A 26953-nucleotide genomic window follows, 5' to 3' on the forward strand; every position below is an offset into this window, starting at 1 on the left:
TCGCTCATGAGCCTTCCCAGTTTTCGGCGGCGAGGCCGGGCACACGCCGGAACTCGCGCATATTGCGGGTGACCAAGGTCAATCCACGAGCACGCGCCTGGCCTGCGATCAGGACGTCGTATCCGCCTATGGGAGTGCCTTGCAAGGCCAGTCCTGCGCGTACTTCTCCCGCGTTGCGCGCGTCTTCCTGGTCGAAGGGCACAACTTCAAAAGGCAGTGTGTCCACGAGCGCGAGATTGCGGTCGCGGCGCTGGCTCTTGTAGGCGCCGAAGTACAGCTCATGCAGAACGACTGCCGACAGGCCGATCTCGCTGGGCGAGCGCTTGCGTGCGTGCGATGAAACTGCGCCACCTGGGTCGTTCAGCAGCGCGATGACTGCATTGGTGTCGAGCAGGAACAGCATCAACGGAACAGTCCGTCCAGGCCTGGGCGCTCCTGTGGAGCAGGTTGTTCCTCTATAGCCTTCACAAAATCAGCATCTATCTGGCCTGCGAGCGCGTCGAGCCAGGCCCAGTCTTGGGGGATGGGCTCCAGGATGACACCAGCGCCGTGGCGGCGAATGCGCACCTCGTTGCCTTCGAACCGGAATTCCTTGGGCAAGCGCACGGCCTGCGAGCGGCCGGACCAGAAGACTTTGGCGGTATCCATGATGGCACCTCTTGATATGTATCAACAGGATATATCATAGATCGCAATGGCCGTCTCGCGGCGAGGCGCTACTCGAAGTCCAGCAGCACCTTCATCGCCTGTGTCCTGTCCGCGGCGAGTGCAAATGCACGCCCCGCATCACGATAGGGCACCGTCGCAGAGATCAGCGGCTTCACATCGACCAGGCCCTTGTTGAGCAGCTCGACGGCAATGCCGAACTCTTCGTGGAAGCGGAAGGTGCCGCGCAGGTCGAATTCCTTGGCGACGATGGCGTTGATGGGCAGCGTCATCTCGCCGCCTAGCCCCACCTGCACGATGATGCCGCGCGGCGCGAGCGCATCGAAGGCGCCGCGCAGCGCGCGCTCGTTGCCGCTGGCTTCGAACAAGACGTCGAACTGGCCTTTGTCCACGGCGAACTCGGCGAGCGCGTCAGGCTGCAGCGCCATGTTCAGCGCGCGGTCTGCGCCGACTTTCAATGCACTGCGCAAGGGGTAGTCGCCCATGTCCGTCACGACGATGGTTGATGCGCCCGCGCGGCGTGCAGCAACCACCACCAATGCGCCAATCGGCCCGCAGCCCGTGACCAGCACCTTCTTGCCGAGCAGCGGCCCAGCGCGCCGCACGGCATGCAATGCAACGGCGAGCGGCTCGGCCATCGCGCCTTCCTTGTCGCTGACCGAGTTGGCGAGTTTGAAAGCCTGCGCCGCCTCCACCACGATCTCGCGGCGGAACGCGCCCTGTACGTGCGGCATGCGCATGGCGCTGCCGAAGTAGCGCATGTCGAGGCAGTGGTTCTGCAAACCCTGCTGGCAGAAGCGGCACGCGCCGCAGGGCCGGCTCGGGCTGATCGCGATGCGCTCGCCTATTGCGAATCCGTCTGCTTCGCTGCCCACTTCCTCGATGACGCCGGCGACCTCATGCCCCAGCACCATCGGCTCTTTCACGCGCACGGTACCAAAGCCCCCATGCTGGTAGTAGTGCAGGTCAGAGCCGCAGATGCCGCCGTAGCGCACCTTCACGCGTAGCTGGTGCGCGAGCACTTCGGGTGTCACGACATCTTCGACGCGCAGGTCGCCGGCGGAATGGATGACAAGTGCGTCCATGGTGGGTCCGTTATGCCTAGAGTGTTGCCGTCACGCCGCCATCGACGTAGAGGATATGTCCGTTCATGAAGCGCGATGCGTCGCTCGCCAGGAACACGGCAGCGCCCATCAAATCTTCGACGTCGCCCCACCGGCGCGATGGCGTGCGGTTGAGCAGCCAGGCGCTGAACTCGGGGTTGTCCACCAGCGCCTGGTTCAACTCCGTCTTGAAGTAGCCGGGGCCAATGCCGTTGACCTGCAGGCCCTTCGGGCCCCAGTCGATGGCCATGCCTTTGGTCAGCATCTTCACCGCGCCCTTGCTCGCGGTGTACGGCGCGATGCCGGGCCGGCCGAGTTCGCTCTGCACGGAGCAGATGTTGACGATCTTGCCGCGGCCTCGCGCAATCATGTGAAGCGCCACGGCCTTGCCCACGAGGAACACGCTGTCGAGATTCGTGCGCATCAGCTCGTGCCAATGGCCCTCATCGAATTCATGCAGCGGCGCGCGGCGTTGCATGCCGGCGTTGTTCACCAGAATGTCGATCGCGCCGTGGTCCGCTTCAATGGCGGCCACGGCCTGGTTCACCGCTGCGCCGTCGGTCACGTCGAAGCACGACGTGACCACATCAGCGCCTGTCGTACGCAGCTGCGCGGCGACCTGCTCGAGCTTGGCTGCATTGCGCCCGTTCAGCACGACGCGCGCGCCTGCTTGCGCCAGGCCCGTTGCAATCGCGAGCCCGATGCCCGCACTGGAGCCCGTGACGAGTGCCGTGCGCCCGGTGAGCTTGAATTGGTCGAGGACGTTCAATGGTTGTCTCGCGGCACGGCCGAGCCTCGTTTGCCCACCAGGAAGTCAAGGTCCGCACCCTGGTCGGCCTGCAGGACGTGATCGACATACAGGCGCCAGTAGCCTGATTCCATCGGCGGTGCAGGTGCCCTCCATTCGGCGAGGCGCGCCTTCAGCTCTTCATCGCTGATGTCCAGGTGGATCCTGCGGTTGGGCACATCGAGCTCGATCATGTCGCCGTTGCGCACGACAGCGAGTGGCCCGCCCGCTGCGGCCTCTGGCGCGGTATGCAGCACGACGGTGCCGTAAGCCGTGCCGCTCATGCGCGCATCGCTGATACGGACCATGTCGGTGATGCCTTTGCGCAGCACCTTGGGCGGCAGCGGCATGTTGCCCACTTCGGCCATGCCGGGGTAGCCCTTGGGGCCGCAGTTCTTCAGCACCATCACGCAGGTCTCGTCGATGTCGAGGTTCTCGTCATCAATGCGTGTGTGGAAGTCTTCGATGTTTTCGAACACCACGGCGCGGCCTTTGTGGACCATGAGCGCGGGTGTGGCGGCGCTGGGCTTGATCACGGCACCGCGCGGCGCAAGGTTGCCGCGCAGTACGGCGATGCCGGCTTTGTCCTTGAACGGACTGGCCAGCGGCTGGATCACTTCGGTGTTGTAGTTCTGCGCGTCGGCAATGTTCTCGCCCACGGGTTTGCCATTGGCCGTGATTGCACCCAGATGCAGATGCTGCGCGATCTCCTTCATCACGACAGGCAAGCCGCCCGCGTAGCAGAAGTCTTCCATCAGGTGCTTGCCGGAAGGCTGCAGGTTGACCAGGCACGGCAGCTCGCTCGCGAGCCGGTCGAAGTCTTCAATGGCGAGCTCGACGCCGATGCGCCGCGCAATCGCAATCAGGTGAATGACTGCGTTGGTCGAGCCGCCGATCGCGGCGAGCGTCTTGATCGCATTCTCGAAGGCCTCGCGCGTGAGGATTTTGGAGAGCGTCAGGTCTTCATGAACCATGTCGACGATGCGCCGGCCCGCGTTGCGCGCCAGCACATTGCGCCTGCCATCGACAGCGGGGTAGGCGGCATTGCCCGGCAAGCCGATGCCCAGCGCTTCGACCATGCTGGCCATCGTGGAGGCCGTGCCCATCGTCATGCAATGGCCGTGGCTGCGATGCATGCAGCTTTCTGCCTCGAAGAAGTCCTGCAGTTTGAGTGTGCCGGCGCGCACCTGCTCGCTCATGCTCCACACGCCCGTGCCGGAGCCGAGTTCCTGGCCGCGCCACTTGCCGTTGAGCATTGGGCCGCCCGACACGCCGATGGTCGGCAGGTCGACGCTCGATGCGCCCATCACGAGCGAAGGCGTGGTCTTGTCGCAGCCCATCAATAGCACGACGCCGTCAACCGGATTGCCGCGAATGCTCTCTTCAACATCCATGCTGGCCAGGTTGCGGTAGAGCATGGCCGTGGGGCGCAGCAGCGTCTCGCCGAGCGACATCACCGGGAATTCGAGCGGAAATCCGCCGGCCTCGTACACGCCGATCTTCACTTGCTCGGCCAGCGTGCGGAAGTGCGAGTTGCACGGCGTGAGCTCGCTGAAGGTGTTGCAGATGCCAATGACGGGGCGGCCGTCGAACTGGTCGTGCGGCACGCCCTTGCCCTTGACCCAGCTGCGATAGGCGAAGCCGTCGCGGTCCTGGCGGCCGAACCATTGCTGGCTGCGCAGTTCATGGGGCTGTTTGCGGGGTTTGTTCTGCATCAGTCTCTTTCGAAGATCAGGGGTTGTCGCGCACGTCCAGGATCGCTTTAAACATATTATGGTACGACCATTGGCGCCGGATATTTTGCTGGCTTCTAGGGTTTCCCCGAGCAGTGCAGGTGACGTTGTCTTTCATCATATGAATAGTCAAACGACGCGTCCAGACCTAGGAGACATTGCAATGAGACAAAGGATTCTTTTCACCGCGGCGGCATTCGCTGCGGCCGCGCTCTTCGGCGGTCCTGCCGCCGCACAGGAAAAGCTCACCGTCTGGTGGGTCAAGGGCTTCTACAAGGCCGAAGACGACGCCCTGTTTGCCGCCATCAAGAAGTACGAGGCGAAGAACAAGAACGTCAAGATCGAGCTGTCGCAGTACCCGATCCAGGACATGATTCCCAAGACGGTGGCTGCGCTCGATTCGGGCAACCCGCCTGATGTGGCTTATGCCGACGTGTATGACTTCCAGGTCACGGCCAAGTGGGCCTACGACGGCAAGCTCGAAGACATCTCCAGCGTGATCGACCCGCTGCGCGCGAGCTTCGAGCCGCACGCGCTGTCGACGACCTTCCTGTACAACGACCAGGCCAAGAACCGCGCGTATTACGCCTTCCCGCTCAAGCAGCAGACGATGCACATCGAGTACTGGAAGGACATGCTGGCCGACGCGGGCTTCAAGGAAAGCGACATCCCGAAAGACTGGAAGGGCTACTGGAGCTTCTGGTGCGACAAGGTGCAGCCCGCCTATCGCCAAAAGAGCGGCACGCGCGCCTTCGGCATCGGCCAGCCGCTGGGTGTGGATTCGAGCGATTCGTTCTACTCGTTCCTCACGTTCATGGATGCCTACAACGTCAAGCTCGTGAACGACTCAGGCAAGCTTCTGGTTGATGACCCTGCAGTGAAGGCAGGCCTTGTCAGCGCGCTGAGCGATTACACCGCGGTGTACAGCAAGGGCTGCTCGCCACCGTCGTCCACCAGCTGGAAGGACCCGGACAACAACGTCGCGTTCCACAACAAGACGACCGTGATGACGCATAACGCGACCATCTCGATTGCCGCGAAGTGGCTTGACGACATGAACAACGCAGCGCTGACCGAGCCGCAACGCGCGCAGGCCAAGAAGAACTACACCGAGCTGATTGCCACCGCAGGCTTCCCGATGAAGCCGGACGGCACGAAGATGATTTACCGCGCTGCGGTCAAGACCGGTGTTGTGTTCAAGGATGCGAAGAACAAGGCGCGCGCCAAGGACTTCCTGCAGTTCCTGCTGAGGGAAGAAAACCTCACGCCCTATGTGGAAGGCTCGCTCGGACGCTGGTTCCCGGTGACCAAGAACGCGCAGCAAAGCGCCTTCTGGAAGGCCGACAACCACAGGCTCGCGGTGTACAACCAGTTCATGAATGGCACCACGCCGTTCGAATTCACCAAGAACTACAAGTTCACGGTGTTGAACAACGAGAACGTCTGGGCCAAGGCGGCCAACCGCGTGCTCAACGAGAAGATCCCCGTTGACAAGGCTGTGGACGAGATGATCGCCCGCATCAAGGAAGTCGCGCGCTGATGCGCTGAGCCCATAGCAACACACCTTCGCGAAGTTTCAGCAGCACACCATGTCCCAGGCCGCAGCCCTGCCGATCGAAGATGCGCCTGCCAACAGGCCCAGCCGCTCGTGGGAGTTCTGGGGCCGGGTCATGGTGGTGCCGTACCTGCTGATCTTCGCGATCTTTGTTGTCTATCCGGTCGGCTATGGGCTGTGGCTGGCCCGCCACCCCGAGAGCTACGTCAAGCTCTTTGCCGACCCGATCTTTTTCCGCACGGCGATCAACACCGTCGTGTTCCTTGTGGTGGCCATCAATATCAAGATGGTCATTGCGATGGTGCTGTCCGGCTTTTTCATGCAGACGCGCTGGTGGATCAAGGCGATGTCGGTGCTGTTCATCATTCCGTGGGCCGTGCCGTCGATCCCGACGATCCTCTCGGTGCGGTTCATGCTCAACCCCGAGTGGGGCGTGATCAACACGCTGATCTACAAGCTCACAGGTCTTGATGGCCCCAACTGGCTGAACGACCCGACGCTGGCGCTGTCTTTCTCGATGCTGATGCACGTGTGGAAGTCGCTGCCGTTCTGGACGCTGATCCTGATTGCGGGCCGCATGTCGATTCCCGCCGAACAATACGAAGCCGCTTCGGTCGATGGCGCCACCACCTGGCAGAAATTCAAGTTCATCACCTGGCCGTCGATGCGCACGCTGTACCTCACGTCAACGATTCTCTCGATGATCTGGACGCTGGGCGACTTCAACAGCGTGTACCTGCTCACCGGTGGCGGCCCCGCTGACCTCACGCACGTGCTCGCCACACTGGGCATCCGCTACCTGCGGCTGGACCAGGTCGACCTGGCGATGGCATCGATCGTGGTGGCACTGCCGCTGGTGCTGCCGCTCGTCTATTTCATGATGAAGCGCCTGTCCAAGTGAAGCACGCACGCAATGAGTAAGAAGATCACCTGGCGCATGGTGTCCACGGAAGCAAAGCTGCTTCTGATCGGCATTCCGTTGTTCTTCTGGACGATGATCCCGATCTATCACCTGTTTCTCTTCTCGATTTCATCGAAGGACTCGGCAACGTCGGGGCGGCTCTGGCCCAAGGACCCAACGCTGCAGAATTTCGACTTCGTCTTCCACCAGAAGCACTTCTATCTCGATCATTTCTGGCAGCAGATGTGGAACTCGGTGGTGATCGCAGTCGCCGTTTCGGTCATCACGTTGTTCATCGCGACAACCGCCGCATTCGCGATCAGCCGCTTGAAAGTGAGCTTTGGCCGCACGGTGATGAACCTGGCGCTGTTCACGTATTTCATTCCGGCTGCTTTTCTCGCGGTGCCGATGTACAAGGCCATGGGCAACTATGGGCTGTTGAACAACCAGTGGGCGCTGATCCTGGCCATGGTGACGATTGCGTCGCCGTACTGCATCTGGGTGTTGAAGCAGGCGTCGGACAAGCTTCCCTTTGAGCTTGATGAAGCCGCGCGTATGGATGGTGCGACGGCATTGCAGCTGTTCCGCCTGGTGTATGTGCCGTTGATGGTGCCGTCGCTGGTGGCCGTCGGCACGTATTCGCTGCTGCTGGCCTGGAACGAATATCTCTATGCGTTCTTGCTGCTGTCGCATGACAAGCAAGTCACGCTGGCTGTGGCGCTGGGCAATTTCCTCTCGGCGGACGACTCGCCCTGGGAACTGCTGATGACGACGGGCCTGATCTACGCATTGCCTCCAGCGGCGATTTACTACGCCTTCAAGCGCTACATGGTGTCCGGCCTCACGGCGGGCGCCGTGAAATCATGACCCACCCCCGAAGCGCCTTCGGCGCCTCCCCCTCAAGGGGGCGCCGCCAGTGGCCCGGCAAAGCCGGTTCCACGGCGGCCCCGCAATAGGCATTAAAAAAGATGGCAACTGTTTCGTTTCGAGCAGTCGAAAAGAGTTTCGGCAAGTTCAAGATCATTCACGGCATCAGCTTCGACATCGCCGACGGCGAATTTGTCGTGCTGGTGGGGCCGTCGGGCTGCGGCAAGTCCACCTTGCTGCGCATGCTCGCCGGTCTTGAAGACATAGGTGCAGGCGAGATCGCGATCGACGGCCGCGTGGTCAACGATATCGATTCGAAAGATCGCGATATCGCGATGGTGTTCCAGAGCTATGCGCTGTATCCGCACATGACGGTGCGTGACAACCTGGGTTTTTCGCTGCGCCTGCGCAAGGCCGATCCGGCGCTCATCGATCAGCGTGTGGTGGATGCCGCACGCATCCTGAATCTCGACGCGCTGCTCGACCGCTTTCCGCGCGAGTTGTCGGGCGGCCAGCGCCAGCGTGTTGCGATGGGCCGGGCGATTGTCCGCGACCCGAAGGTCTTTCTCTTCGACGAGCCGCTGTCCAACCTCGACGCCAAGCTGCGCGTGGCGATGCGCGCCGAAATCAAGGCGCTGCACCAGCGGTTGAAAACCACCACGGTATACGTCACGCACGACCAGATCGAGGCGATGACCATGGCGGACCGCATAGTCGTCATGCACGACGGCATCATCGAGCAGATCGGCACGCCGCTGGAGCTGTATGACCGGCCGGGTAACCTGTTCGTCGCGCAGTTCATCGGTTCGCCGTCAATGAATGTGGTGGAGGGCACGCTGCGAAGCGGGGGTGGCGCTTCGTGGGTCGAGGCGCTGGGCCGCAAATGGCCTGCTGTCCCCAATCCAGGCGGCACCGATGGCATGGCAGTTCACTATGGCGTGCGGCCCAGCGATATCGTGCCCACCGCAAGCGGCCAGGGCATCGAGGCGACAGTCGTCGTCGTCGAGCCTACCGGCGCTGAGACCGAATTGCTGGTGGACGTCGGCGGCCAGCAGATGATCGTGGTGATTCATGGCCGCACGTCGGCGCAGCCGGGTGACCGCATCGGCCTGCAGATCGACCCTGTGTCCGCTCACCTGTTCGCTTCGTCGGACGGCCGTCGCCTGCAGTGAAGAACGTCCACGGCAACACACTCGACCATCTTGGGGAAGCGATCGTCGCCGGTCGGTATGGCGAGAGCGCGCCCATGCCGCCTGAGCCAAAGCTGTGCGAGGAACTGGGTGTCAGCCGCACGGTGATCCGTGAGGCTGTGAAGTCACTGGTGGCGAAAGGGCTCGTGAGCACGGGGCCCAAGGTCGGCACACGTGTGCTTCCCCCCGCCGACTGGAACTGGTTCGACCCCGATGTGATCCTGTGGCAGGCCCGATCCGGCCTCACGCCCGAATTTCTTCGCGACTTGCTCGACCTGCGGCGTGTGATGGAGCCTGCCGCTGTGCGCATGGCCGCCGAGCGCGCCACGCCCCGCGACATCGAACAGATCGAGGCCGCCTACCAGGGCATGCGCCGGGCCATCGAAGAGGGCGGTGACTACGTCACGTACGACTTGCGTTTCCATCAGGGGCTGCTGGCCGCCTGCCACAACCGCATGGTCGTGCAGATGAGCAAGGCGCTGTCTGCCTTGCTGCGCACGAGCTTCGAGATATCGACATCGCGAAAAGGCGGCCCGCGAGACTCGCTGCCGCTGCACCGCGCGGTGCTCGACGCGATCATCGCGCGCAATCCCGGCAAGGCTGAGAAAGCGATCCTGGTCCTGATCGACGGTGCCAACAAGGACATCGAGCATGTGCTGTCTACCAGGCGCAAGCTGCCGCGGCTCAACCGGCCCGCGTCGCCGCTGAAAGCCGCCTGAGCCTTGTGAGCGCCGCGCCTTGTCGGCCGCAACGGCGCGGACGTGGCAATGCGGCGATGCAGCAATGCAGCAATCACAAACCTGAAACTTCCCGGCGCACGTACGTAAATTTCGCAAGCGTCTGGCTCTTCTGTGCGCTTAGAATTTGTCTATACAAGATCCGCGCTCCGGTGAAGGCATGGGGGACGCGGACAGCAAGGGTGGCATCGCTGCCCGCACTTATGCGACTGTTGGAGTGTTGTATCCGTGACGGAATCTCCAGGAAGGACAGGCGTCGATCGCCGTAATGCTCTCGATGATCCGGGACAGTGGCTGAAGTCCACGCCCCTGCTCGATCTCGAGGACCCCAAATTGCGCCTGCGCGCGCATGCGCTCACCCAGCTTTGCAAGAACGACCGCGAAAAGGCGATGGCCATCTACGGCTTCGTCAAGCGCATGCCCTTTCACAAGCCGATCAAGATCCGCCTGCGCACCGCGCGCGAAGTGATCGACGCCGGCCGCGGTGATGCAGAAGACAAGTGCACGGCGCTCATCGCCCTGCTGCGCGCCAGCGACATTCCCGCGCGCATCCGCTACATCGAACTGCGCGGCGAGATCCTGCGCGGGCTCACCTCGGGTGTTGCCTCAGCCGTTCGCTCTGTCGCCGAGATCTGGCTGAACGACAGGTGGAACTCCACCGACACCTATATTTTTGATGCCGCCTACATGGCCGCAGCGCGCGAGCGGCTGAAGAAGGCGGGCTGGGACTGGGGCTACGGCATTCACCGCGAAGGCAACATGATCTGGCCCGGCGCGGGCGACGCGTGGCTGGGCGGCATGCCGACCGATCGCGACCCGATGGTCATGAGCGACATGGGGGTCTACAACGACCCGATGGAACTGCTCGATTCCGCCATCTGGCGCGCCTCGTATCCGCGCCTGGCGCGCTCGGTGCAATGGAACGTGCTCGCTCCCATGATGGAGCGGGTGGTTCGCGAATTGCGCGAGGAGGCGTTGGCGCCCGTGCCCGCGCCGCGGGCTTCACGCCCGCATCGATCCGGACAGTAAAACCTGTTTGCCTGTGTCGCGCGGCACGTGTGTAAGCAACGCATGGGCCACATCGGCAGCCGCAATCGACTTGTAGTTGTCGGGGATGAGCGGTGCGAGGATGCGGCTGAGGCGCATGGCCAGCTTTTCGCCGCCGCGCAGTGGCTGGCCGAGCGCCTCGCGGTCACCCGCCAGGAAGGATGGCCGTGCAATCACCAGCGTGGCGAACCCCATCGCAGACAGCGCCTCCTCGGTTTCGCCCTTGACCCGGTTGTAGAAGATGCGTGAGTGCTTGTCAGCGCCCATCGCGCTCACGACGCCCAGGCGTGTCGCACCCGCAGCCCTGGCAGCCTGTGCCACCGCCACGACGGCATCGTGATCAACAGCGCGGAAAGCCGCCTCACTGCCTGCGACCTTGATGGTGGTGCCCAAAGCAATGAAGGCTTCGCTCGCGCGGGGCAGCGCGGGCAAAGCCTTCAAAAAATCAACCCGGTGCTGCGTGAGCTTGGCGTGGGTCAGGGGTAACTCGCGGCGGCCCACGGAATGGACCGCCACCACCGAGTTATCGGCCAAAAGTCCTTGCAGGATTTCCCGGCCCACGAGGCCCGAAGCCCCCGCCACCAGAACGGTTCGACCTTCCGCCGCCGCCACCGCCGCCGTTGCGTCGGCCGCGCCCGCCCATGCTGTCGACGCTGGTGCGAAGGGGGTCGGGTTGTCCATCGGTGTGCCTCACGGTTGCGTCACGTTGTACGAACGGACTCGAGATATTGTGCGCGCCATCGCGGGGCTGGTCTTCAAGATCGCGGCGCGGGGGGCGGTTGGCGCCATTGCCATTGCCATTGCCGTACCCGTTGCCGCCACCATTGCCACCGTTACCGGCATTGCGGCTTTGCTGCGGACGCGGGCCCTGGGCGCGCTGGCCCTGCGGTTGCTGTGCGCCATTGCGTGCGCCATTTTGCGGGCCGCCGCGCGAGCGGGCGCCGTTGCCTTCGGTCTTGCCAGCGCCATTGCGCTGGCCGCCACGGCCGCCGCCGCCATCAGCGGCCTTGTTGTCGCGGATGCGCGTCATCATTTCCTGGCGTGCGGCCTTGGCAGCGGCCTGCATCACGTCGCGGCCCGGCGGCTTGCCGGCGCCGCCCCAGATCGTCTGGCGGCCCATGGCGATCGGCTCGGCGCGCTCGCCCGGCTCAGGCTGGAAGCCCTCGATGACCTGCGCGGGGATGCGTTGCTTGGTGAAGCGCTCGATCTCGGCCATGAAGCCCTCTTCGTCCAGGCAGACGAAGCTCACCGCCGCGCCTTCGTTGCCGGCGCGGCCCGTGCGGCCGATGCGGTGCACGTAATCTTCAGGGACGTTCGGGATTTCGTAGTTCACGACGTGCGGCAGCTCGTCGATGTCGATACCGCGGGCGGCGATGTCGGTGGCCACCAGCGCGCGGATGTCGCCGCTCTTGAAGCCGCCCAGCGCCTGCGTGCGCGCCGACTGGCTCTTGTTGCCGTGCAGCGCCATCGCGTTGATGCCGTTCTTGGTCAGGAATTCGGCCACGTTGTTCGCGCCGAACTTGGTGCGCGTGAACACCAGCACCTGGCTCCAGTTGTGCTCATTGATGATGTGGGCGAGCAGCTGCTTCTTCTTGCCGCGGCTGACCGGATGCTGAGTCTGCGTGATGCGTTGCACAGTGGTGTTGCGCGGCGTGACCTGGATGCTTTGCGGATTGCGCAACAGTTTGTCAGCGAGGTCGCGAATTTCATCGCTGAACGTGGCCGAGAACAACAGGCTCTGTTTTTCACTCGGCATGAGCGCGAGGATCTTCTTCACATCGGGCAAGAAGCCCATGTCGAGCATGCGGTCGGCTTCGTCGAGGATGAGGATTTCGACGGTCGACAGGTCCAGGAAGCCCTGCTGCTGCAGGTCGAGCAGGCGGCCCGGTGTGGCCACCACGATGTCGACGCCGGCCTTGAGCTTGGCGGCCTGCGGATTCATGCCGACGCCGCCGAAGATCACGGTGGACGTGAGGTTCAGGTACTTGCCATAGGTGCGGATGGACTCTTCCACCTGGGCGGCGAGTTCACGCGTGGGCGTGAGCACGAGGGCGGCGATGCCGTCCTTGCCGAATCGGTTGGTCTTGCTTTGGCCCTTGCTGAGCTTGTGCAGCATGGGCAGGGTGAAGGCGGCTGTCTTGCCGGTGCCCGTCTGGGCGCCGCCGAGAAGGTCGTGGCCTTCGAGCACGGCGGGAATCGCCTGGGCCTGGATGGGGGTGGGGGTTTCGTAGCCTTGCTCGTGCACGGCTTTGAGGATGGCGGGAGCCAGGTTCAGTTCGTCAAAAGTCATTCGAAGGGGCGCCGTCCTTGGCGCTTGGGAATCGGCCTGTACGGTGCAGCGCACCGAGCCAGTCAAAGGCAGATGGAGGTCTTAAGGTTTGGGAGCAGCGGGCCTGCAATGAGGCTGCGTGGTCCCCAGCGAGACGCTGAGGTTGCGGGCAACTGGAGTCCGCAACGAGCCGATTGTCTCATGAATCAGTGGGGTGCCCTGCCGCTGCCTCATTCGCGGGGGTTGTATGAACCGCCACGGCTGGGTACGCTTGGCAAAACTCTGTAAACAATGAGCTCTGCCGACCGATAATCAGCGGGTCCCACAGGAAATCAATGGCCAATTTGCTGAAGCTTCGTCTCGGCGTTTCAGACGACCCCACAGCCTTCCAGCCGTCCCTCAACGACTGCCTGGATGCCATGCTGCAGCAGGCTGACATGCTCGTCTCCGACATGCTGGGCGGCCTCGTCGCAGCGGTGTCGCCCAATAGCCCGCGCCGTATCGCCAGCTTCCAGCAGCCAAGCACCAAGCTTGCCATCCAGAGCCTGGCTGTCAACACCAAACAAGTCTGCGCGACCTACAAGCGTGAACTCACCCGCCTGGTCTACGAGGGCGGCGGCAAAGAGCAGGTCAATGCTGAGCTGCTTCGCTTCGAAGACCTGCGCCTGTTCGAGGATTCCGAGCTCGACCAGAGCATTGAAGTTGCTCGCGCCCAACAGGAGGTGTCCAGCGCCGTCGACGACGTTTTGCCGGCGCTCGATGCACTGATGAGCACACTACTGGGCTGGCGCACCATCCAGCCAGGGTTGAACCCGCTGCGCCCGGATGTGTTCGTTCGCGCGCTGCAGTCCACGCTTGCAGAGCATGTGCCGGAAGACCACGTGCGTGAAGTGCTGATCGCCCCCGCAGCGGGGCTGTTGGGCACGAACCTGCGGCGTCTCTACAAGGAACTCGCGGAGTGGCTTCGCTCGTCTGGTGTGGAGCCGGCGGTTCCGGTGGGCGGGCGCATCAACAAAGGCTCGGGTGCAAGCGGTGCACCAGTCGTCGATTCGATGGCCAAGACGCTGCTCACGCTTGACAGGCTGCGCAAGCTGCTGGCAGGCGACTTCGATGCCAACCCCACGGGCCAGCGCGATTTCCTGCACACCATGCCCGCCTCGATGTCGATGCTGCAGGACATGAAGCAGGTCGACGTGCTGGTGCAAAAGCTTGAGAAGCGGCCGAAGGCGCCGCCACCTCCGCCCGTTGACATGCTGGTCGAGGCCGAGGCGCCCAAGCAGGCAGGTCCGCGCCTGGGGCACCAGCTCGGCGAGGAAGTGGTGCGGCTGATGTTCGACAACCTCTCGCTCGACAAGCGACTGCTGCCGCAGTTCAAGGGCCAGCTGAAGTCCATCGAGCCAGCCGTGCTCAAGCTCGCAGAAGGCGACTCGCGCTTTTTCAGCGACCGCACGCATCCGGCGCGGCAGTTTCTCGATCGGATCACGCAGCGCAGCCTGGCTTTCTCTGAAGAAAAAGACCCGGGCTGGGCACGCTTTCTCTCGACAGTCGAAGACGCGACCGCATGGCTGACCAGCAAGGAAGTGGATGCCGAAACGTTCGGCGAGCTGCTTGACCACTTGCAGGAGCAATGGACGGAGCACGATCAGTTCGTCAAGCAGCGGCGCGAAGAAGCCGCGCGCGCCTTGCTGCATGCCGAGCAGCGCAACCTGCTCGCGCAAAAGCTCGCGACCGAGTTCACGCTGCAGTTCGGCGAGCTGGAAGTGCCCGATTTCGTGGCCGACTTCCTGCGCAACTCGTGGGCGCAGGTGGTGGCCGAGGCACAGCTGAGTTGTGCCGATGGCTCTGACGACCCGTATGGCTATCGCGCCCTGGTGGACGACCTGACGTGGAGCGTGCAACGCAGCACTGCCACACGCGGCCGCGCTCGGCGCCTGGTGCAGATGATTCCGGGCCTGCTCGCCAAGTTGCGCGAAGGTCTCGACCGCATTGACTACCCGCCGGAACTCACGGCGCGGTTCTTCAACAACCTCATCGTCATCCACCGTGCAGCCGTGCACGAAGGGCGCGACAAGGTGTCGCAGGCTGCAGCCGAGGCGGTCGAGGCGGAAGAGTCGGATTTCAACCAGAACCTCGCCGCCGTGAACGAGCTCTGGCTGGACCACCAGGAATCGCAAGACTCAGGCTTTATCGACAGCGACGCCCTCACCACCGAGCACGTGGCCAGCCCTGAAGCCGTGCTCGACGAGCCGCCCGCGCTGGTGCGCACGGGCGAGCTGCGAACGGGCACGTGGGTCGAGCTGCTCGTGAAGAACGAGTGGGTCCGCGCGCAGCTCACGTGGGCCAGCCCGCATGGCACGCTGTTCATGTTCACATCGCTGCAAGGCACGGCGCATTCCATGTCGCGCCGCACGATGGATCGCCTGCGCACGCAAGGTGCGATCAAGATCATTGCTGACCGCAATGTGATCGACGAGGCACTCGACAAGGTCGCCAAGGCCGCGTTGAAGAACAGCCTGAAGTCTGGTCCCGAGCCAAAGTAGGCATTTAGTGGGACGGGGCGCCAGCGCCTCTTGAGATTTGCACCGCAGCAGCGGGAACGATTCGCTTTCGCGGGTTACTCATTTCACATCGAGTAACCACCGAAAGACGCAAATGATCCATCAGCCTGATCGCGGCGCAAGCGCTGCTGATGACGACAAATTCGGAGTTGATGCGGACGGCATTCCACACGCCTACCGTCGTGCAGTGACTGATTTTGCTGGCGCACTTGGCCTTGACGCCGAGGCGTTGATGGCAGGCGGCAGGCTCGATAGTGGCGGCCTTGGCTTCTGGTTGCTGCATCACGGTGCACGCGACCCGCGCGCGATGACTGTGTTCGTTGACGTCGGCGAGCTGCCTGACGATCCTGCCCAGCAACTCGCCATCCTGCGTGAGTTGCTCGAGAAGAACGTGACCACCCCCGGTGCGGTTGCTGGCTACTACGGCGTGGTCCCAGGAACATCGAACTGTGTGTTGTGCACACGCCTGAGTTTTGAAAACGTCGAGTCGGAAGGCGATGCGCTCGGCACGTTGATGGCAACGCTGATCAGTGGCGTGGACAAGACCCGCGAAGTGCTTCAGCTGGTGCTGGACGAGATGGTCAAACGTTCGGCCGACGCGCCCCTCGAACGGGTATGAAGTCGCCGACACGACGCAGGTTTAACGCCATGTCTCCCCTAAGGCCCACCACCACGACGTCCACGACGTCCACCACGAGCACGACGCCCGGCCCACACACCGCCACCACGCCGGCCACCACGCCGGCCACCACGAGTTCAGGCACGACGGCGGCCACGTCCGCAGCTGCCTCGGCGACCACTTCAACGACTACATCAACGACTACATCAACGACCGCCACCACCCCGACGGCGGTCCCTGCAACGGCAGGTGAGAGAGCGTGGGTTGTTATTCATACTGCCGCGTTCGCAGGCACCGGCACGGTCCTCGGATTTTCGATGCGTCCGCTGCTGATGAACATGTGCATCAAGACGGCGGCGCAGTTCCTGGGCGACGATCCTGCCCATCCGGGCCCGCTGGCCATTGCGCTCGGCACTGCCGTCTCCGAGGGGCTCGTGGCGCCCGGTGTGCTCGGCCTCGGTGCCACTGTCGCCGAGGCCGCAGGCCGGCTCATGAAGCGCACGTGGACATCCGCCGATGTGGTCGGGCCGAAAAGCCCTGACTTCGCGCCAGATCTCGCGAGCCACATCGGCACAGCTTTCACGATCATGTCGTTCGCTCTGGCCTACCAGGCCGCGATGGGCGAGGCTCGTATTACGGCTGAGCAGGTTTTCGTCCCGGCGGCAATTGGCGGCGGTGCGACAGGGGCTGTTGCCGTCGGCACCGCTTTGCTCGGGCCCGAGTTGCGTGCCGCGCGTGCGTGGCTACGGGGCACACCGCTGCAGGGCAACCACAATCTGGTCATCCAGGGGCCGCAGCAGACGGGCCACTGCGGCGCCCGGCTTTGCGCGCGCCTGCGCAGCGCGAGCACGGGTCTTGGCGACTACGCAGCAGCCCGCGTCCGCGCAGCTGCCGAGATGAATCGCGAGCTTGTCCTGGGCATCCTCCCGGTGATCGAGGCTCAGATGATTCTGAATGTCATGCAGCCCCACCTTGATCCGGCGCAGGAGAACCTGCTGGGGCTTCAGGACATGGAAGGCATGACGGCGCATGAGCAGTTCGCGCTGTTGTCCGCGAGCCTGACCATGATTGTCCACATGAAGCGCGTCGAGGGATGGACGAATCAGTTGTTCGGCGGGCCGGTGCCCAAAGCGGATATGCAAAAGATGACGGTGCCGCACTTGCTGACAAGCTGCGGCGCTGCGGTGGTCAACTTGGCGATCACCTGTATTTCTGGCTACCTTGCACGTGAGGCGGTGCTTTGGGGCGAGGGCGCATCCATCGCGGGTGCCGCTGGGGACGCCGAGTACGGATTCGATGGTGGCGTCCATGAACTCGACCTCATCGCCGGGCTGATGATTGGTGCGCTCGCACTTCGTGCGATTGGCAGCGGCCCGATTGGCGATGCATTTCGCCGCAGCGAGATGGCGGGCAGCCTAATCACTGGCATTGGTGCCGGCGTGCTCACCACGGTGCCTGGCGCCGGCTCGATGGCTGCGGGCCTGGCCTTGTCGTCCGGGGCGCACGCGTTGGCGCAACCACCGTACGAACGGCCCGATGTACGCACCCCTGCTGGCCGCGACCGCTGGCGCGCGACGGGCATCCACGGCTTCACCGGCAAGGTGGGGCACCTGGTTGTGGACACGCTCGGCGCGCTCGGCACTGGTTTGGCGAGAGGGCTGGGTTGCCTGAAACTCAGGCAGCCTCTGAAGCAAGCACAAGCGCATGCGGACCATGGCGGCGCGGCGACCAACAACGCCACGCCTCAAACCCCAGACCTCGAAAACCAGCGGCAGGACCTGCCCGAGATCGAGCTGGTGCACCACCTCTGGCGCGACGGAGTGGAAGATAACAGCCCGAGTAAAGCTCATGAGCGCGAGCGCATTGTTGGACTCTATACGCCGGAAGAGGCCAATCGAATCTCCGCCGAAAGAGAAACAAAGTTCGACATGGTGCTTCCAACTGATTTGGCTGAGTGGGGACTTGAACCGTCAGCGCTCGGCATGATGATGGAAAGGCGCCCCAACACGAACGTCAACCTTACCCCCATGACTGCCGGCCGCCCGGTCACCGCATCTAGCCTGACGACGGGAACTTCATCTTCGACTACTTCCTCATCGAGTTCCTCATCTAGTTCGACTGGGTCGGCAACGGTGGCGTCAACTTCGAAGCTACGAGTGGAATTGCCAAAATCCCCGTCAACGGTGTTGCGACCGGTGCAAGACCTGGCATCACCGACATCGCCTCAATCGCCGACATCGCCGACATCGCCGACATCGTCCCTGCCGCTCATGTCGCCTGCGCAGCTGCGAACTCCGCTGCGGAATCAACAAACGCCACTTGTGATCAGAACACCGTCGTCACCACGCGGAGGCGCCGGCAAGCCGCGATAATGGGCGCTTCCTCAGCGCAACCAGAATCACACCTTGGCTCAATACGTCTTTACCATGAACCGCGTCGGCAAGATCGTGCCGCCGAAGCGGCAGATCCTCAAGGACATCTCGCTGTCCTTCTTCCCCGGCGCCAAGATCGGCATGTTGGGCCTCAACGGCTCGGGCAAGTCCACCTTGCTCAAGATCATGGCCGGGGTCGACAAGGAATACGAGGGCGAGGCCACGCCCATGCCCGGCCTGAACATCGGCTACCTGCCGCAGGAGCCCAAGCTCAACCCGGACCACACCGTCCGCGAGAGCGTGGAAGAGGCGATGGGCGAGGTGTTTGCGGCCAAGGCCAAGCTCGAAGAGGTCTATGCCGCTTACGCCGAGCCAGACGCCGACTTCGATGCACTCGCTGCCGAACAGGCGCGGCTCGAAGCGATCATCGCCACCTCTGGCACTGATTCCGAACACCAGCTTGAAATCGCCGCCGATGCGCTGCGCCTGCCTCCGTGGGACGCGCAGATCGGCGTGCTGTCGGGCGGTGAAAAGCGCCGCGTGGCGCTGTGCCGCCTGCTGCTGTCCAAGCCCGACATGCTGCTGCTCGACGAGCCGACCAACCACCTGGACGCCGAATCGGTGGAGTGGCTCGAAGTATTCCTCACACGCTTTTCCGGCACCGTGGTGGCCATCACCCACGACCGCTACTTCCTCGACAACGCCGCTGAGTGGATTCTTGAACTCGACCGGGGCAACGGCATTCCCTGGAAGGGCAACTACAGCACCTGGCTCGAACAAAAGGGCGCACGCCTGGCGCAGGAGCAAAAGAGCGAAGAAGCCCACGCCAAGGCATTGAAGAAAGAACTGGAGTGGTCACGCCAGAACCCGAAGGCGCGGCAGGCCAAGAGCAAGTCACGCCTGGCCCGCTTCGAGGAGCTGTCGGATATCGAATACCAGAAGCGCAACGAAACACAGGAAATTTTCATTCCTGTGGCCGAGCGCCTGGGCCAGCAGGTCATCGAATTCCACAACGTCACCAAATCATTTGGCGACCGCGTGCTGATCGACAACCTGAGCTTCACGGTGCCGCCGGGCGCCATCGTCGGCATCATCGGCCCGAACGGCGCCGGTAAATCGACGCTGTTCAAGCTGATCGCCGGCAAGGAAAAGCCCGATGCGGGCGAAGTCATCATCGGCCAGACCGTGCAGATGGCCTTTGTGGACCAGCATCGCGATGAGCTGGCCAACCAGAAGACGGTGTGGGAAGACGTGTCGGGCGGACTCGACATCCTGACCGTGGGCAAATTCCAGATGGCCAGCCGCGCCTATTGCGGCCGCTTCAACTTCAACGGTGGCGACCAGCAAAAGCGCGTGGGCACGCTGTCGGGCGGTGAGCGCGGGCGGCTGCACCTGGCCAAGACGCTGATCGCTGGCGGCAATGTGCTGCTGCTCGACGAGCCGTCGAATGACCTGGACGTGGAGACGCTGCGCGCGCTGGAAGATGCATTGCTTGAATTTGCGGGCAGCGTGATGGTGATCAGCCACGACCGCTGGTTCCTTGACCGCATCGCCACGCACATCCTGGCCGCCGAAGGCGACAGCCAGTGGACGTTTTTCAACGGCAACTACCAGGAATACGAGGCCGACAAGGTCAAACGCCTGGGCGAAGAGGGCGCACGGCCCCACCGCATGCGCTTCAAGAACCTCAAATGACGACGGGCTTTGCCCGCGGCATTTGAACGCCGTCGACCAACGCCGACAGCTGCGCTGCGGGTTGTCTCCGGCGGGTGGTGCTGCAGGCTGGCTGCAGGGCTTTTTATGTCGTCATGCCGGTCTGGATTTCATTCAGCTCTTTTTCCAGGGTATGGACGCCCGCGTCCAGCGCCTCATCGGCTTCTGACGCAATCGCTCCCGCCGGGGAGAGCTGGTTGACGACTTCCGGCAGGATTTCTGCGAGGCCGCTCGACACTTCTGTCTCCTGCACGCCGAGCTGGCGCGCCAGCACCGACACGTCTTCGTGATCGACCACACTGTCGATCGCCTCGGCCTGCAGCGGTGTGTTGGCCCCGGTTGACAACCACGACAACGCCTGCGCGCCATAGCCGCGCTGCCTGAAGCTTTCAAGCACGCCCCGCACACCCCCGTTGCGCTGGATCCAGCGCATGGCAAAGGGCAGCAGCATGGCGAGCAGCAAGCCGCGATCGCGGCCCAGCGTGTGGCCGCGATCCATGGGGGCGCCGCGGCCCATCAGGCCGCCAACCAGCATGCTCAACGAGCCAATCCCCACGTCCGGTGAATGAAACGAATGGCTGTGTGGACGTTCGGCCATCGCATTCGCGAATGTGCTTGCCAGAACTTCGCCCAGCGCAGGTGTGGACATCCTGTTACTCCTGTTGAATGACCAACACAGCTTAGACTTCAGCCGAATGTGCCGCGCGTAGGCTCGCACCGCTCAACCATGCGGGCAATGCGCCTTCATGGCTTGGCTCATGGGAGAAATGATCATGGCGAGTCCCGCTCCTCCTACGCAGTACCAGGTGCTCTACCGTGCCGCCATGAAGCAGGCTGCCACGCAGGGCCGGGCGATCATGCAGAACCTCGTTGTCCAGGCGTCGGAAGGTCTGTCCAGGGCAGCCGCGCAGGCCTTCGACGAGATGGAGCGCAGGGTGCTCGGCGAGGCCTCGCGCGCGCTCATCAGGCATGAAGCGAGCCTGGTCGAGAACTATCCGCAGGCGTTGCTGCATGAATTCGCGCAGGCGATTGCCGGCGACACGCGCAAGGCGGCAACGCTGAGCTTCGATGCGCTCGAACTCATGGGCGACGACGAGATGCAGGAATCCGTCGACCAGATGCGCATGCAGCAGATCGTCGCAAGCCAGGTCGAGCTGGAGCTGGCTGAGCTCAATTCGTTGCTGTGCGCTGTGCAGGGCATGAAGACCATGCCCGCCGAGCGCAGCCCATTGCGGCCCCAGGTGTACGTGCGCAGCCTGCGTAGCGTCACGATGCAAAGCCCCGTATCCGCAGCGGTTCGCAGCCGTTGGCTCAAGCTCATGGGCGACGCGCTGGGGCGGGAACTGGCGCGCGCCTACAAGGAGCTGTCGGTCGAGTTGCGGATGCAGGGCGTCGAGCCCGCTGGATTCAACGCGACGCCGTCGCGCGATGCAGTGGCAATTGCGGCGGCGCCCGCCCGTCAGGCGGGCGGGCCAGCGGCTGTGGCGCCGGGCACGCTGCTCAACCTGAAGGAGCTCAAGCGGCTGCTGTCAGGCGACTTCGACGACCAGGCGCCAGGCGACGAAGCCGACGCGCGGGCAACCGATTTCGGGCTCACGGTGCCGGCGGCATTTGAAGTCCTGCAGGAGATGAAGCAGGTCGACCAGGTCATGCACAAGCTCAAGCAGCGCCAGGCGGGCGCTGCGCACGCCGACCCGCTGCAGGCGCAGTTGCGCGCACACGCGCAAAGCCATGCGCAATCGCTCTCGCTCGAAGTGGTGAACCTGATGGTCGAGAAAGTCGCACACGATGCCCGCTTGCTGGCCCCGGTGCAACAGGTCGTGCGCGAGCTCGAGCCCGCACTCTTGCGCCTGGCGATGAACGACCCGCGTTTTTTCAGCGACCGCAAACACCCTGCGCGCCGCCTGCTCGACGAATTGACGCAGCGCAGCCTGGCGTGGCAGTCCGTCGATGCACCGGGCTTCGCCGCATTCATGGAGCCGCTGCACCAGGCGGCGGAAGTGCTTTTGTCCACTCGCATCGAAGGCGCCGAGCCGTTCGACTACGCGCTCAAGACGCTGGAGCAGGCATGGGGCGAGGCGCAGCGCCGCGACCGGCACCACCGCGAGAAGGCCGTGCGCGCCTTGCTCAAGGCCGAGCAGCGCAATTTGCTGGCGGACAAGATCGCACAGGAGCTGCGCGCGCGCCCCGATGTGCAGGCGGCACCGCGCGAAGTCACCGCATTTTTGGCGGGGCCGTGGTCGCAGGTGCTGGCGCAGGCGCGCCTGGGCGACGACACAGGCGCGGCTGACCCGGGTGGCCATGCGGCCTTCATCGCTGACTTGCTCTGGAGCGTGCAGCCCCGCATGAGCGCAGCGAACGTCGCGCGACTGGCCAGGTTCGCACCGCTCATCGTCGAGCGCCTGCGCAGCGGCCTGGCCACGATCGACTACCCCGCGCCTGCCGCGCAGCGCTTCATCGACTTTCTCGCGCAGGCGCACCTGCAGACCATGAGCGCCGAGAGCGCGCAGCAGCGCCCGGCTGCGTTGTCGACCACGCTGACGCGCCAGGAGCTCGAAGCGATGTTCGGCGAGAACGATGCGCAGGGCGGCCATGCGTGGCTGGGTCACTCGGAAGCGCAGCAGTCGGGCTTTATCGATACCGACTATCCGCAAGCGCCCCAGCCGCTGTTCCAGCCCACGCAGCCCGCGACCGGTGCTGCGGCGCTGGCAGCGACCGACAAGGGCGCCGATCTTCCCGAGACCGGCCTGCAGCAGGGCGACTGGGTCGAACTGCACATGGACGGCAAGTGGGGCCGCTACGAGGTGACGTGGGCCAGCCCGCACCGCACGCTCTTCATGTTCGCGAGCGCCACGGGCAAGCAGCACTCCATGACGAGGCGGCTCGTGGGCCGGATGCTCAAGGCCGGCAACCTGCGCCTCATCTCGGGCCAGACGGTGGTCGATCTCGCGCTCGATGAAGTGGCAGACGAAGCGCTTCGCCGCAGCATGGATCTGAACCTGTAGGCGCCGGCTTGCGCCTGATTTCCCCTTACACTGGCCGCCTCGCGTGATCCAGCGCGGGATGAGTGCTGAGGGCGTTACCCCGCCACCAGCGCAGTCAAAACCCCGCGGGCGACACGATCGCGCGCGAAAGGAAACGGATGAACCAGCCACAGGCACTGCGTCTGCACGTGCCCGAGCCCAGCGGACGGCCCGGGTGCGATACCGACTTCTCCTATCTCCACGTCTCCCGGGCGGGCGCTGTGCGCCGGCCCCCAGTGGACACCTCCCCGGTCGACACGACCGATCTCGCCTACCAGCTCATACGCGTGCTCGACGAAGACGGCGCCGCCGTGGGGCCGTGGGCGCCTGACCTGGACGCCACGCGCAAGCGCAAAGGCCTGCGCGCGATGATGAAGACGCGCACGTTCGACGCGCGCATGCTCATCGCGCAGCGCCAGAAAAAACTCTCGTTCTACATGCAGAGCCTGGGCGAAGAAGCGATTGGCTCGGCCCATTCGTTCGCGCTCGCTGCGGGCGACATGTGCTTTCCCACGTATCGCCAGCAAAGCCTTCTGCTCGCACGCGATGACGTGCCGATGTGGGAGATGATGTGCCAGCTCATGAGCAATGCACGCGACCCGATGAAGGGCCGCCAGCTGCCGGTGATGTATTCGTACAAGCGCGCCGGCTTCTTCACGATTTCCGGCAACCTCGCCACGCAGTACATCCAGGCTGTGGGCTGGGCGATGGCGTCGGCGATCAAGGGCGACACAAAAATCGCATCAGCGTGGATCGGCGACGGCGCTACTGCTGAAGCGGACTTCCACACCGCGCTCACGTTCGCGCATGTGTACCGCGCGCCGGTGATCCTCAACGTCGTGAACAACCAGTGGGCGATCTCGACATTCCAGGCCATCGCAGGCGGTGAATCGACCACGTTCGCTGCACGTGGTGCAGGCTGCGGCATTGCATCGCTGCGCGTGGACGGCAATGACTTCCTGGCGGTGTACGCGGCCTCACAGTGGGCGGCAGAGCGCGCACGCAGCAACCTCGGCCCCACGCTGATCGAATGGGTTACGTATCGCGCGGGCCCGCATTCGACATCGGACGATCCGTCGAAGTACCGGCCCGCCAACGACTGGCAGCGCTTCCCGCTGGGCGACCCGATAGCGCGGATGAAGCAGCACCTGATCAAGATCGGCGAGTGGTCCGATGCGCAGCACGAGCAAGTGCAAAAGGAGCTCGACATCGAAGTCGCCGCTGCGCAAAAAGAAGCAGAGAGCTACGGCACGCTGCTTGACGGGCAGATCCCGAGCGCGGCAGGCATTTTTGAAGACGTGTACGAGACGATGCCGGCGCACCTGCGCCGCCAGCGCCAGGAAATGGGGATCTGACGATGACCACTGTTGCAGACACCCCCGTGAAGACAACGCCGATGACGATGATCCAGGCGCTGCGATCAGCCATGGACGTGATGATGGAGCGCGACGACAACGTGGTCGTGTTCGGCCAGGACGTGGGCTATTTCGGCGGCGTGTTCCGCGTGACCGAAGGCCTGCAGGCGAAGTACGGCAAGCCGCGCTGCTTTGACGCGCCGATCAGCGAAGGCGGCATCGTCGGCGTGGCGGTCGGCATGGGCGCGTATGGCCTGCGGCCCGTCGTCGAAATCCAGTTCGCCGACTACTTCTACCCCGCGTCAGACCAGATCGTTTCGGAAGCAGCGCGCCTGCGTTATCGCAGTGCCGGTGACTTCACCGCGCCCATCACGATCCGCATGCCTTGCGGCGGCGGCATCTATGGCGGCCAGACGCACAGCCAGTCGCCCGAGGCGCTGTTCACGCATGTGTGCGGCATCCGCACCGTGATGCCGAGCAACCCGTACGACGCGAAGGGCCTGCTCATCTCATCGATCGAGAACAACGACCCGGTGATCTTTCTCGAACCCAAGCGCCTGTACAACGGCCCGTTCGACGGCCATCACGACAAGCCGGTGGTGCCGTGGTCCAAGCACGAGATGGGCAACGTGCCCGAGGGCTACTACTCGATACCGCTGGAGAAAGCGTCGGTGTTCCGCGAAGGCAAGGACGTGACCGTCATCACCTACGGAACGATGGTGTGGGTGGCTGAAGCCGCGGCGCGCGAGAGCGGCGTGGACGCAGAGATCATCGACCTGCGTTCGATCTGGCCGCTGGACCTCGACACGATCGTCGAGTCCGTGAAGAAGACGCGCCGCTGCGTCGTCGTGCATGAAGCCACGAAGACAAGCGGCTTCGGCGCCGAGCTGGTGTCGCTGGTGCAGGAGAACTGCTTCTATCACCTGGAAGCGCCGATCGAGCGCGTTGCAGGCTACGACACGCCGTATCCGCATGCGCAGGAGTGGGCGTATTTCCCGGGGCCTGAACGCGTTGGTGCGGCTCTCAAACGAGTCATGGAGGACTGAACATGAGCCCCCGCGTTCACTATCGTTCACTGCCCCCCGAGGGGGCGCATGCCTCCCTAGGGGCGGCCCGTCGGGAGTCATGAAAATGGGCATGCATGTTGTAAGAACGCCGGACATCGGCGAAGGCATCGCGGAAGTCGAACTCGTCGCGTGGCACGTGAAGGTGGGTGACACGGTGCAGGAAGACCAGGTGCTGGCCGACGTGATGACGGACAAGGCGACGGTCGAAATCCCGTCGCCCGTGCACGGCAAGGTCGTGTCGCTCGGCGGTGAAGTCGGCAAGCTGATCTCAGTTGGTGCAGAGTTGATCCGCATTGAAGTCGAAGGCGCCGGGAATTTGAAGGACGCACCTGCTGCGAAGGCGCCTTCAAGTGCCGCGCAGAACCAAACCGCTTCTGCGGCAGCTGCACCTGCAGCAGACGCAATTGCAGTGCCTTCCGAAGCTGAGCCCAAAGCGCCTGTCGTCGCACAAGCAGTCGCAGCGCCCGCTGCCAAGCGCACACCAGCGCCGCAAGCACCTACCCGCACAGCAGGTGAGAAGCCCATCGCTTCGCCCGCCGTTCGCCATCGCGCGTGGGAGCTGGGCATTGAGCTGCGCTTTGTGCATGGCAGCGGTCCGGCGGGCCGCATCGTGCATGAAGACCTCGACGTGTATCTCGCCTCGCGCGGCCAGGCTGCGGCTACAGGGCGCAGCAACGCGTATGCCGAGCGTCATGAAGAAGAGGCGATTCCCGTCATCGGCCTGCGCCGCAAGATCGCGCAGAAGATGCAGGACGCCAAGCGCCGCATTCCGCACTTCAGCTACGTTGAAGAAGTCGACGTGACCGAGCTGGAGCAACTGCGCGCCAAGCTCAACGCCAAGTACGCCGCGTCGCGCGGCAAGCTCACCATCCTGCCGTTGATCGCACGTGCTGTCGTCCTGGCGGTGCGCGACTTCCCGATGATGAATGCGCGCTTCGATGATGACGCGGGTGTCGTTACGCGTCATGGCGCGGTGCATCTGGGCATCGCCGCGCAGACGGACGGCGGCCTCATGGTGCCAGTGCTGCGCCACGCTGAATCGCATGACATGTGGTCTACCGCGAAAGAGATTGCGCGGCTGGCAGATGCTGCACGGTCAGGCAAGGCCTCGCGCGAAGAGCTGTCGGGCTCGACCATCACGATCACGAGCCTGGGCGCGCTGGGCGGCATCGTGACGACGCCTGTCATCAACCACCCGGAGGTGGCGATCATCGGCGTGAACAAGATCGTGGAGCGGCCGATGATGCGCAACGGCATGGTGGTGGGGCGGATGATGATGAACCTGTCGTCGTCGTTCGATCACCGCGTGGTCGACGGCATGAACGCCGCCGAATTCATTCAGGCGATTCGCGCGATGCTCGAGTCACCTGCCATGCTGCTGGTGGAGTGAC

The 26953-nt window shown here is 63.8% G+C and carries 23 protein-coding genes; 14 read left to right on the forward strand and 9 right to left on the reverse strand.

Going from position 1 to position 26953, the window contains the following annotated elements:
• Nucleotides 1-4 precede the first annotated feature (4 nt).
• From GHT07_RS04390 to GHT07_RS04410, 5 genes are all read right to left on the reverse strand, one after another.
• Entirely contained in the window at nucleotides 5-403 is a 399-nt protein-coding gene (locus tag GHT07_RS04390; protein WP_153583856.1) for a type II toxin-antitoxin system VapC family toxin, read from the reverse strand.
• Nucleotides 403-648, reverse strand: coding sequence for an antitoxin (locus GHT07_RS04395; RefSeq protein ID WP_153583857.1), 246 nt, complete (start codon nucleotides 646-648; stop codon nucleotides 403-405). Before GHT07_RS04395 ends, GHT07_RS04390 begins: the two co-directional genes overlap by 1 nt.
• 68 nt (nucleotides 649-716) lie before the next feature.
• Nucleotides 717-1751 carry an L-idonate 5-dehydrogenase gene (locus GHT07_RS04400; protein WP_153583858.1) on the reverse strand — a complete coding sequence of 345 codons (1035 nt, stop codon included), beginning with the start codon at nucleotides 1749-1751 and terminating at the stop codon, nucleotides 717-719.
• Between the two features lie 16 nt (nucleotides 1752-1767).
• Nucleotides 1768-2538 (reverse strand): glucose 1-dehydrogenase, encoded by a 771-nt coding sequence (locus GHT07_RS04405; RefSeq protein ID WP_153583859.1) that lies wholly within the window; start codon nucleotides 2536-2538, stop codon nucleotides 1768-1770.
• A complete protein-coding gene (locus GHT07_RS04410) occupies nucleotides 2535-4271 on the reverse strand; it encodes an IlvD/Edd family dehydratase (RefSeq protein ID WP_153583860.1) in 1737 nt (578 codons plus the stop codon). The genes GHT07_RS04405 and GHT07_RS04410 overlap by 4 nt, the downstream gene beginning before the upstream one ends.
• A 181-nt stretch (nucleotides 4272-4452) precedes the next feature.
• On the opposite strand from GHT07_RS04410, the gene GHT07_RS04415 reads away from it, so the two are divergent.
• The 6 genes from GHT07_RS04415 (at nucleotide 4453) to GHT07_RS04440 (ending at nucleotide 10568) form a co-directional block, all read left to right on the forward strand.
• Nucleotides 4453-5829 carry an ABC transporter substrate-binding protein gene (locus GHT07_RS04415; RefSeq protein WP_153583861.1) on the forward strand — a complete coding sequence of 459 codons (1377 nt, stop codon included), beginning with the start codon at nucleotides 4453-4455 and terminating at the stop codon, nucleotides 5827-5829.
• Nucleotides 5830-5878: 49 nt separating this feature from the next.
• Nucleotides 5879-6745, forward strand: coding sequence for a carbohydrate ABC transporter permease (locus tag GHT07_RS04420; protein WP_153583862.1), 867 nt, complete (start codon nucleotides 5879-5881; stop codon nucleotides 6743-6745).
• A gap of 12 nt (nucleotides 6746-6757) precedes the next feature.
• Nucleotides 6758-7612, forward strand: coding sequence for a carbohydrate ABC transporter permease (locus GHT07_RS04425; protein WP_153583863.1), 855 nt, complete (start codon nucleotides 6758-6760; stop codon nucleotides 7610-7612).
• Nucleotides 7613-7713: 101 nt separating this feature from the next.
• A complete protein-coding gene (locus GHT07_RS04430; RefSeq protein ID WP_153583864.1) occupies nucleotides 7714-8784 on the forward strand; it encodes an ABC transporter ATP-binding protein in 1071 nt (356 codons plus the stop codon).
• Nucleotides 8781-9521, forward strand: a complete 741-nt coding sequence (locus tag GHT07_RS04435; RefSeq protein ID WP_323740796.1) for a FadR/GntR family transcriptional regulator — start codon at nucleotides 8781-8783, stop codon at nucleotides 9519-9521. Before GHT07_RS04430 ends, GHT07_RS04435 begins: the two co-directional genes overlap by 4 nt.
• Before the next feature lie 246 nt (nucleotides 9522-9767).
• On the forward strand, nucleotides 9768-10568 hold the full coding sequence (locus GHT07_RS04440; protein WP_153583865.1) for a transglutaminase-like domain-containing protein: 801 nt from the start codon (nucleotides 9768-9770) through the stop codon (nucleotides 10566-10568).
• On the opposite strand, the gene GHT07_RS04445 is transcribed toward GHT07_RS04440, so the two are convergent.
• Complete coding sequence (locus GHT07_RS04445) at nucleotides 10542-11102, reverse strand: Rossmann-fold NAD(P)-binding domain-containing protein (protein WP_323740797.1); 561 nt, start codon at nucleotides 11100-11102, stop codon at nucleotides 10542-10544. The genes GHT07_RS04440 and GHT07_RS04445 overlap by 27 nt on opposite strands.
• A gap of 7 nt (nucleotides 11103-11109) precedes the next feature.
• Complete coding sequence (locus tag GHT07_RS04450) at nucleotides 11110-12876, reverse strand: DEAD/DEAH box helicase (protein ID WP_153583866.1); 1767 nt, start codon at nucleotides 12874-12876, stop codon at nucleotides 11110-11112.
• 314 nt (nucleotides 12877-13190) lie between these two features.
• On the opposite strand from GHT07_RS04450, the gene GHT07_RS04455 reads away from it, so the two are divergent.
• Both GHT07_RS04455 and GHT07_RS04460 read left to right on the forward strand, forming a co-directional pair.
• Nucleotides 13191-15395: a DUF1631 family protein gene (locus tag GHT07_RS04455; RefSeq protein WP_153583867.1), complete on the forward strand. Its 2205-nt coding sequence runs from the start codon at nucleotides 13191-13193 to the stop codon at nucleotides 15393-15395.
• 112 nt (nucleotides 15396-15507) lie between these two features.
• Nucleotides 15508-16032: a CesT family type III secretion system chaperone gene (locus GHT07_RS04460; protein ID WP_153583868.1), complete on the forward strand. Its 525-nt coding sequence runs from the start codon at nucleotides 15508-15510 to the stop codon at nucleotides 16030-16032.
• Here the strand turns inward: GHT07_RS04460 and GHT07_RS21265 are convergent.
• Nucleotides 15995-16252, reverse strand: coding sequence for a hypothetical protein (locus GHT07_RS21265; protein ID WP_194792819.1), 258 nt, complete (start codon nucleotides 16250-16252; stop codon nucleotides 15995-15997). The genes GHT07_RS04460 and GHT07_RS21265 overlap by 38 nt on opposite strands.
• 97 nt (nucleotides 16253-16349) lie before the next feature.
• Between GHT07_RS21265 and GHT07_RS04475 the strand changes: the two genes are divergently transcribed.
• Complete coding sequence (locus GHT07_RS04475; protein ID WP_194792820.1) at nucleotides 16350-18404, forward strand: hypothetical protein; 2055 nt, start codon at nucleotides 16350-16352, stop codon at nucleotides 18402-18404.
• Nucleotides 18405-18437: 33 nt separating this feature from the next.
• Nucleotides 18438-20099 (forward strand): energy-dependent translational throttle protein EttA, encoded by a 1662-nt coding sequence (ettA, locus tag GHT07_RS04480; RefSeq protein ID WP_153583871.1) that lies wholly within the window; start codon nucleotides 18438-18440, stop codon nucleotides 20097-20099.
• Between the two features lie 103 nt (nucleotides 20100-20202).
• Here ettA and GHT07_RS04485 read toward each other — a convergent pair whose 3' ends face one another.
• Nucleotides 20203-20766 (reverse strand): YidB family protein, encoded by a 564-nt coding sequence (locus GHT07_RS04485; protein ID WP_153583872.1) that lies wholly within the window; start codon nucleotides 20764-20766, stop codon nucleotides 20203-20205.
• A gap of 97 nt (nucleotides 20767-20863) precedes the next feature.
• Here GHT07_RS04485 and GHT07_RS04490 point away from each other — a divergent pair, with 97 nt between their 5' ends.
• The 4 genes from GHT07_RS04490 to GHT07_RS04505 all read left to right on the forward strand — a co-directional run bounded on the left by GHT07_RS04490 (nucleotide 20864) and on the right by GHT07_RS04505 (nucleotide 26952).
• Nucleotides 20864-23122, forward strand: coding sequence for a DUF1631 family protein (locus GHT07_RS04490; protein ID WP_153583873.1), 2259 nt, complete (start codon nucleotides 20864-20866; stop codon nucleotides 23120-23122).
• Between the two features lie 137 nt (nucleotides 23123-23259).
• Nucleotides 23260-24495, forward strand: coding sequence for a 3-methyl-2-oxobutanoate dehydrogenase (2-methylpropanoyl-transferring) subunit alpha (locus tag GHT07_RS04495; protein WP_153583874.1), 1236 nt, complete (start codon nucleotides 23260-23262; stop codon nucleotides 24493-24495).
• A 2-nt stretch (nucleotides 24496-24497) separates the two neighbouring features.
• Complete coding sequence (locus GHT07_RS04500; RefSeq protein ID WP_194792821.1) at nucleotides 24498-25541, forward strand: alpha-ketoacid dehydrogenase subunit beta; 1044 nt, start codon at nucleotides 24498-24500, stop codon at nucleotides 25539-25541.
• A gap of 85 nt (nucleotides 25542-25626) precedes the next feature.
• Nucleotides 25627-26952, forward strand: a complete 1326-nt coding sequence (locus tag GHT07_RS04505) for a dihydrolipoamide acetyltransferase family protein (RefSeq protein ID WP_153583875.1) — start codon at nucleotides 25627-25629, stop codon at nucleotides 26950-26952.
• Nucleotide 26953 lies beyond the last annotated feature (1 nt).

Origin of the sequence: Caenimonas koreensis DSM 17982, from assembly GCF_009646335.1 — a bacterium.
In the GTDB taxonomy this organism is placed as follows: Bacteria; Pseudomonadota; Gammaproteobacteria; order Burkholderiales; family Burkholderiaceae_C; genus Ramlibacter; species Ramlibacter koreensis.

Coding starts and splice junctions, on each gene's coding strand:
- GHT07_RS04390 (WP_153583856.1), bottom strand. CDS start 403: ATGCTGTTCCTGCTCGACACCAATGCAGTCATCGCGCTGCTGAACGAC.
- GHT07_RS04395 (WP_153583857.1), bottom strand. CDS start 648: ATGGATACCGCCAAAGTCTTCTGGTCCGGCCGCTCGCAGGCCGTGCGC.
- GHT07_RS04400 (WP_153583858.1), bottom strand. CDS start 1,751: ATGGACGCACTTGTCATCCATTCCGCCGGCGACCTGCGCGTCGAAGAT.
- GHT07_RS04410 (WP_153583860.1), bottom strand. CDS start 4,271: ATGCAGAACAAACCCCGCAAACAGCCCCATGAACTGCGCAGCCAGCAA.
- GHT07_RS04415 (WP_153583861.1), top strand. CDS start 4,453: ATGAGACAAAGGATTCTTTTCACCGCGGCGGCATTCGCTGCGGCCGCG.
- GHT07_RS04420 (WP_153583862.1), top strand. CDS start 5,879: ATGTCCCAGGCCGCAGCCCTGCCGATCGAAGATGCGCCTGCCAACAGG.
- GHT07_RS04425 (WP_153583863.1), top strand. CDS start 6,758: ATGAGTAAGAAGATCACCTGGCGCATGGTGTCCACGGAAGCAAAGCTG.
- GHT07_RS04430 (WP_153583864.1), top strand. CDS start 7,714: ATGGCAACTGTTTCGTTTCGAGCAGTCGAAAAGAGTTTCGGCAAGTTC.
- GHT07_RS04450 (WP_153583866.1), bottom strand. CDS start 12,876: ATGACTTTTGACGAACTGAACCTGGCTCCCGCCATCCTCAAAGCCGTG.
- GHT07_RS04455 (WP_153583867.1), top strand. CDS start 13,191: ATGGCCAATTTGCTGAAGCTTCGTCTCGGCGTTTCAGACGACCCCACA.
- GHT07_RS04460 (WP_153583868.1), top strand. CDS start 15,508: ATGATCCATCAGCCTGATCGCGGCGCAAGCGCTGCTGATGACGACAAA.
- GHT07_RS04475 (WP_194792820.1), top strand. CDS start 16,350: ATGCGTCCGCTGCTGATGAACATGTGCATCAAGACGGCGGCGCAGTTC.
- GHT07_RS04485 (WP_153583872.1), bottom strand. CDS start 20,766: ATGTCCACACCTGCGCTGGGCGAAGTTCTGGCAAGCACATTCGCGAAT.
- GHT07_RS04490 (WP_153583873.1), top strand. CDS start 20,864: ATGGCTTGGCTCATGGGAGAAATGATCATGGCGAGTCCCGCTCCTCCT.
- GHT07_RS04495 (WP_153583874.1), top strand. CDS start 23,260: ATGAACCAGCCACAGGCACTGCGTCTGCACGTGCCCGAGCCCAGCGGA.
- GHT07_RS04500 (WP_194792821.1), top strand. CDS start 24,498: ATGACCACTGTTGCAGACACCCCCGTGAAGACAACGCCGATGACGATG.
- GHT07_RS04505 (WP_153583875.1), top strand. CDS start 25,627: ATGGGCATGCATGTTGTAAGAACGCCGGACATCGGCGAAGGCATCGCG.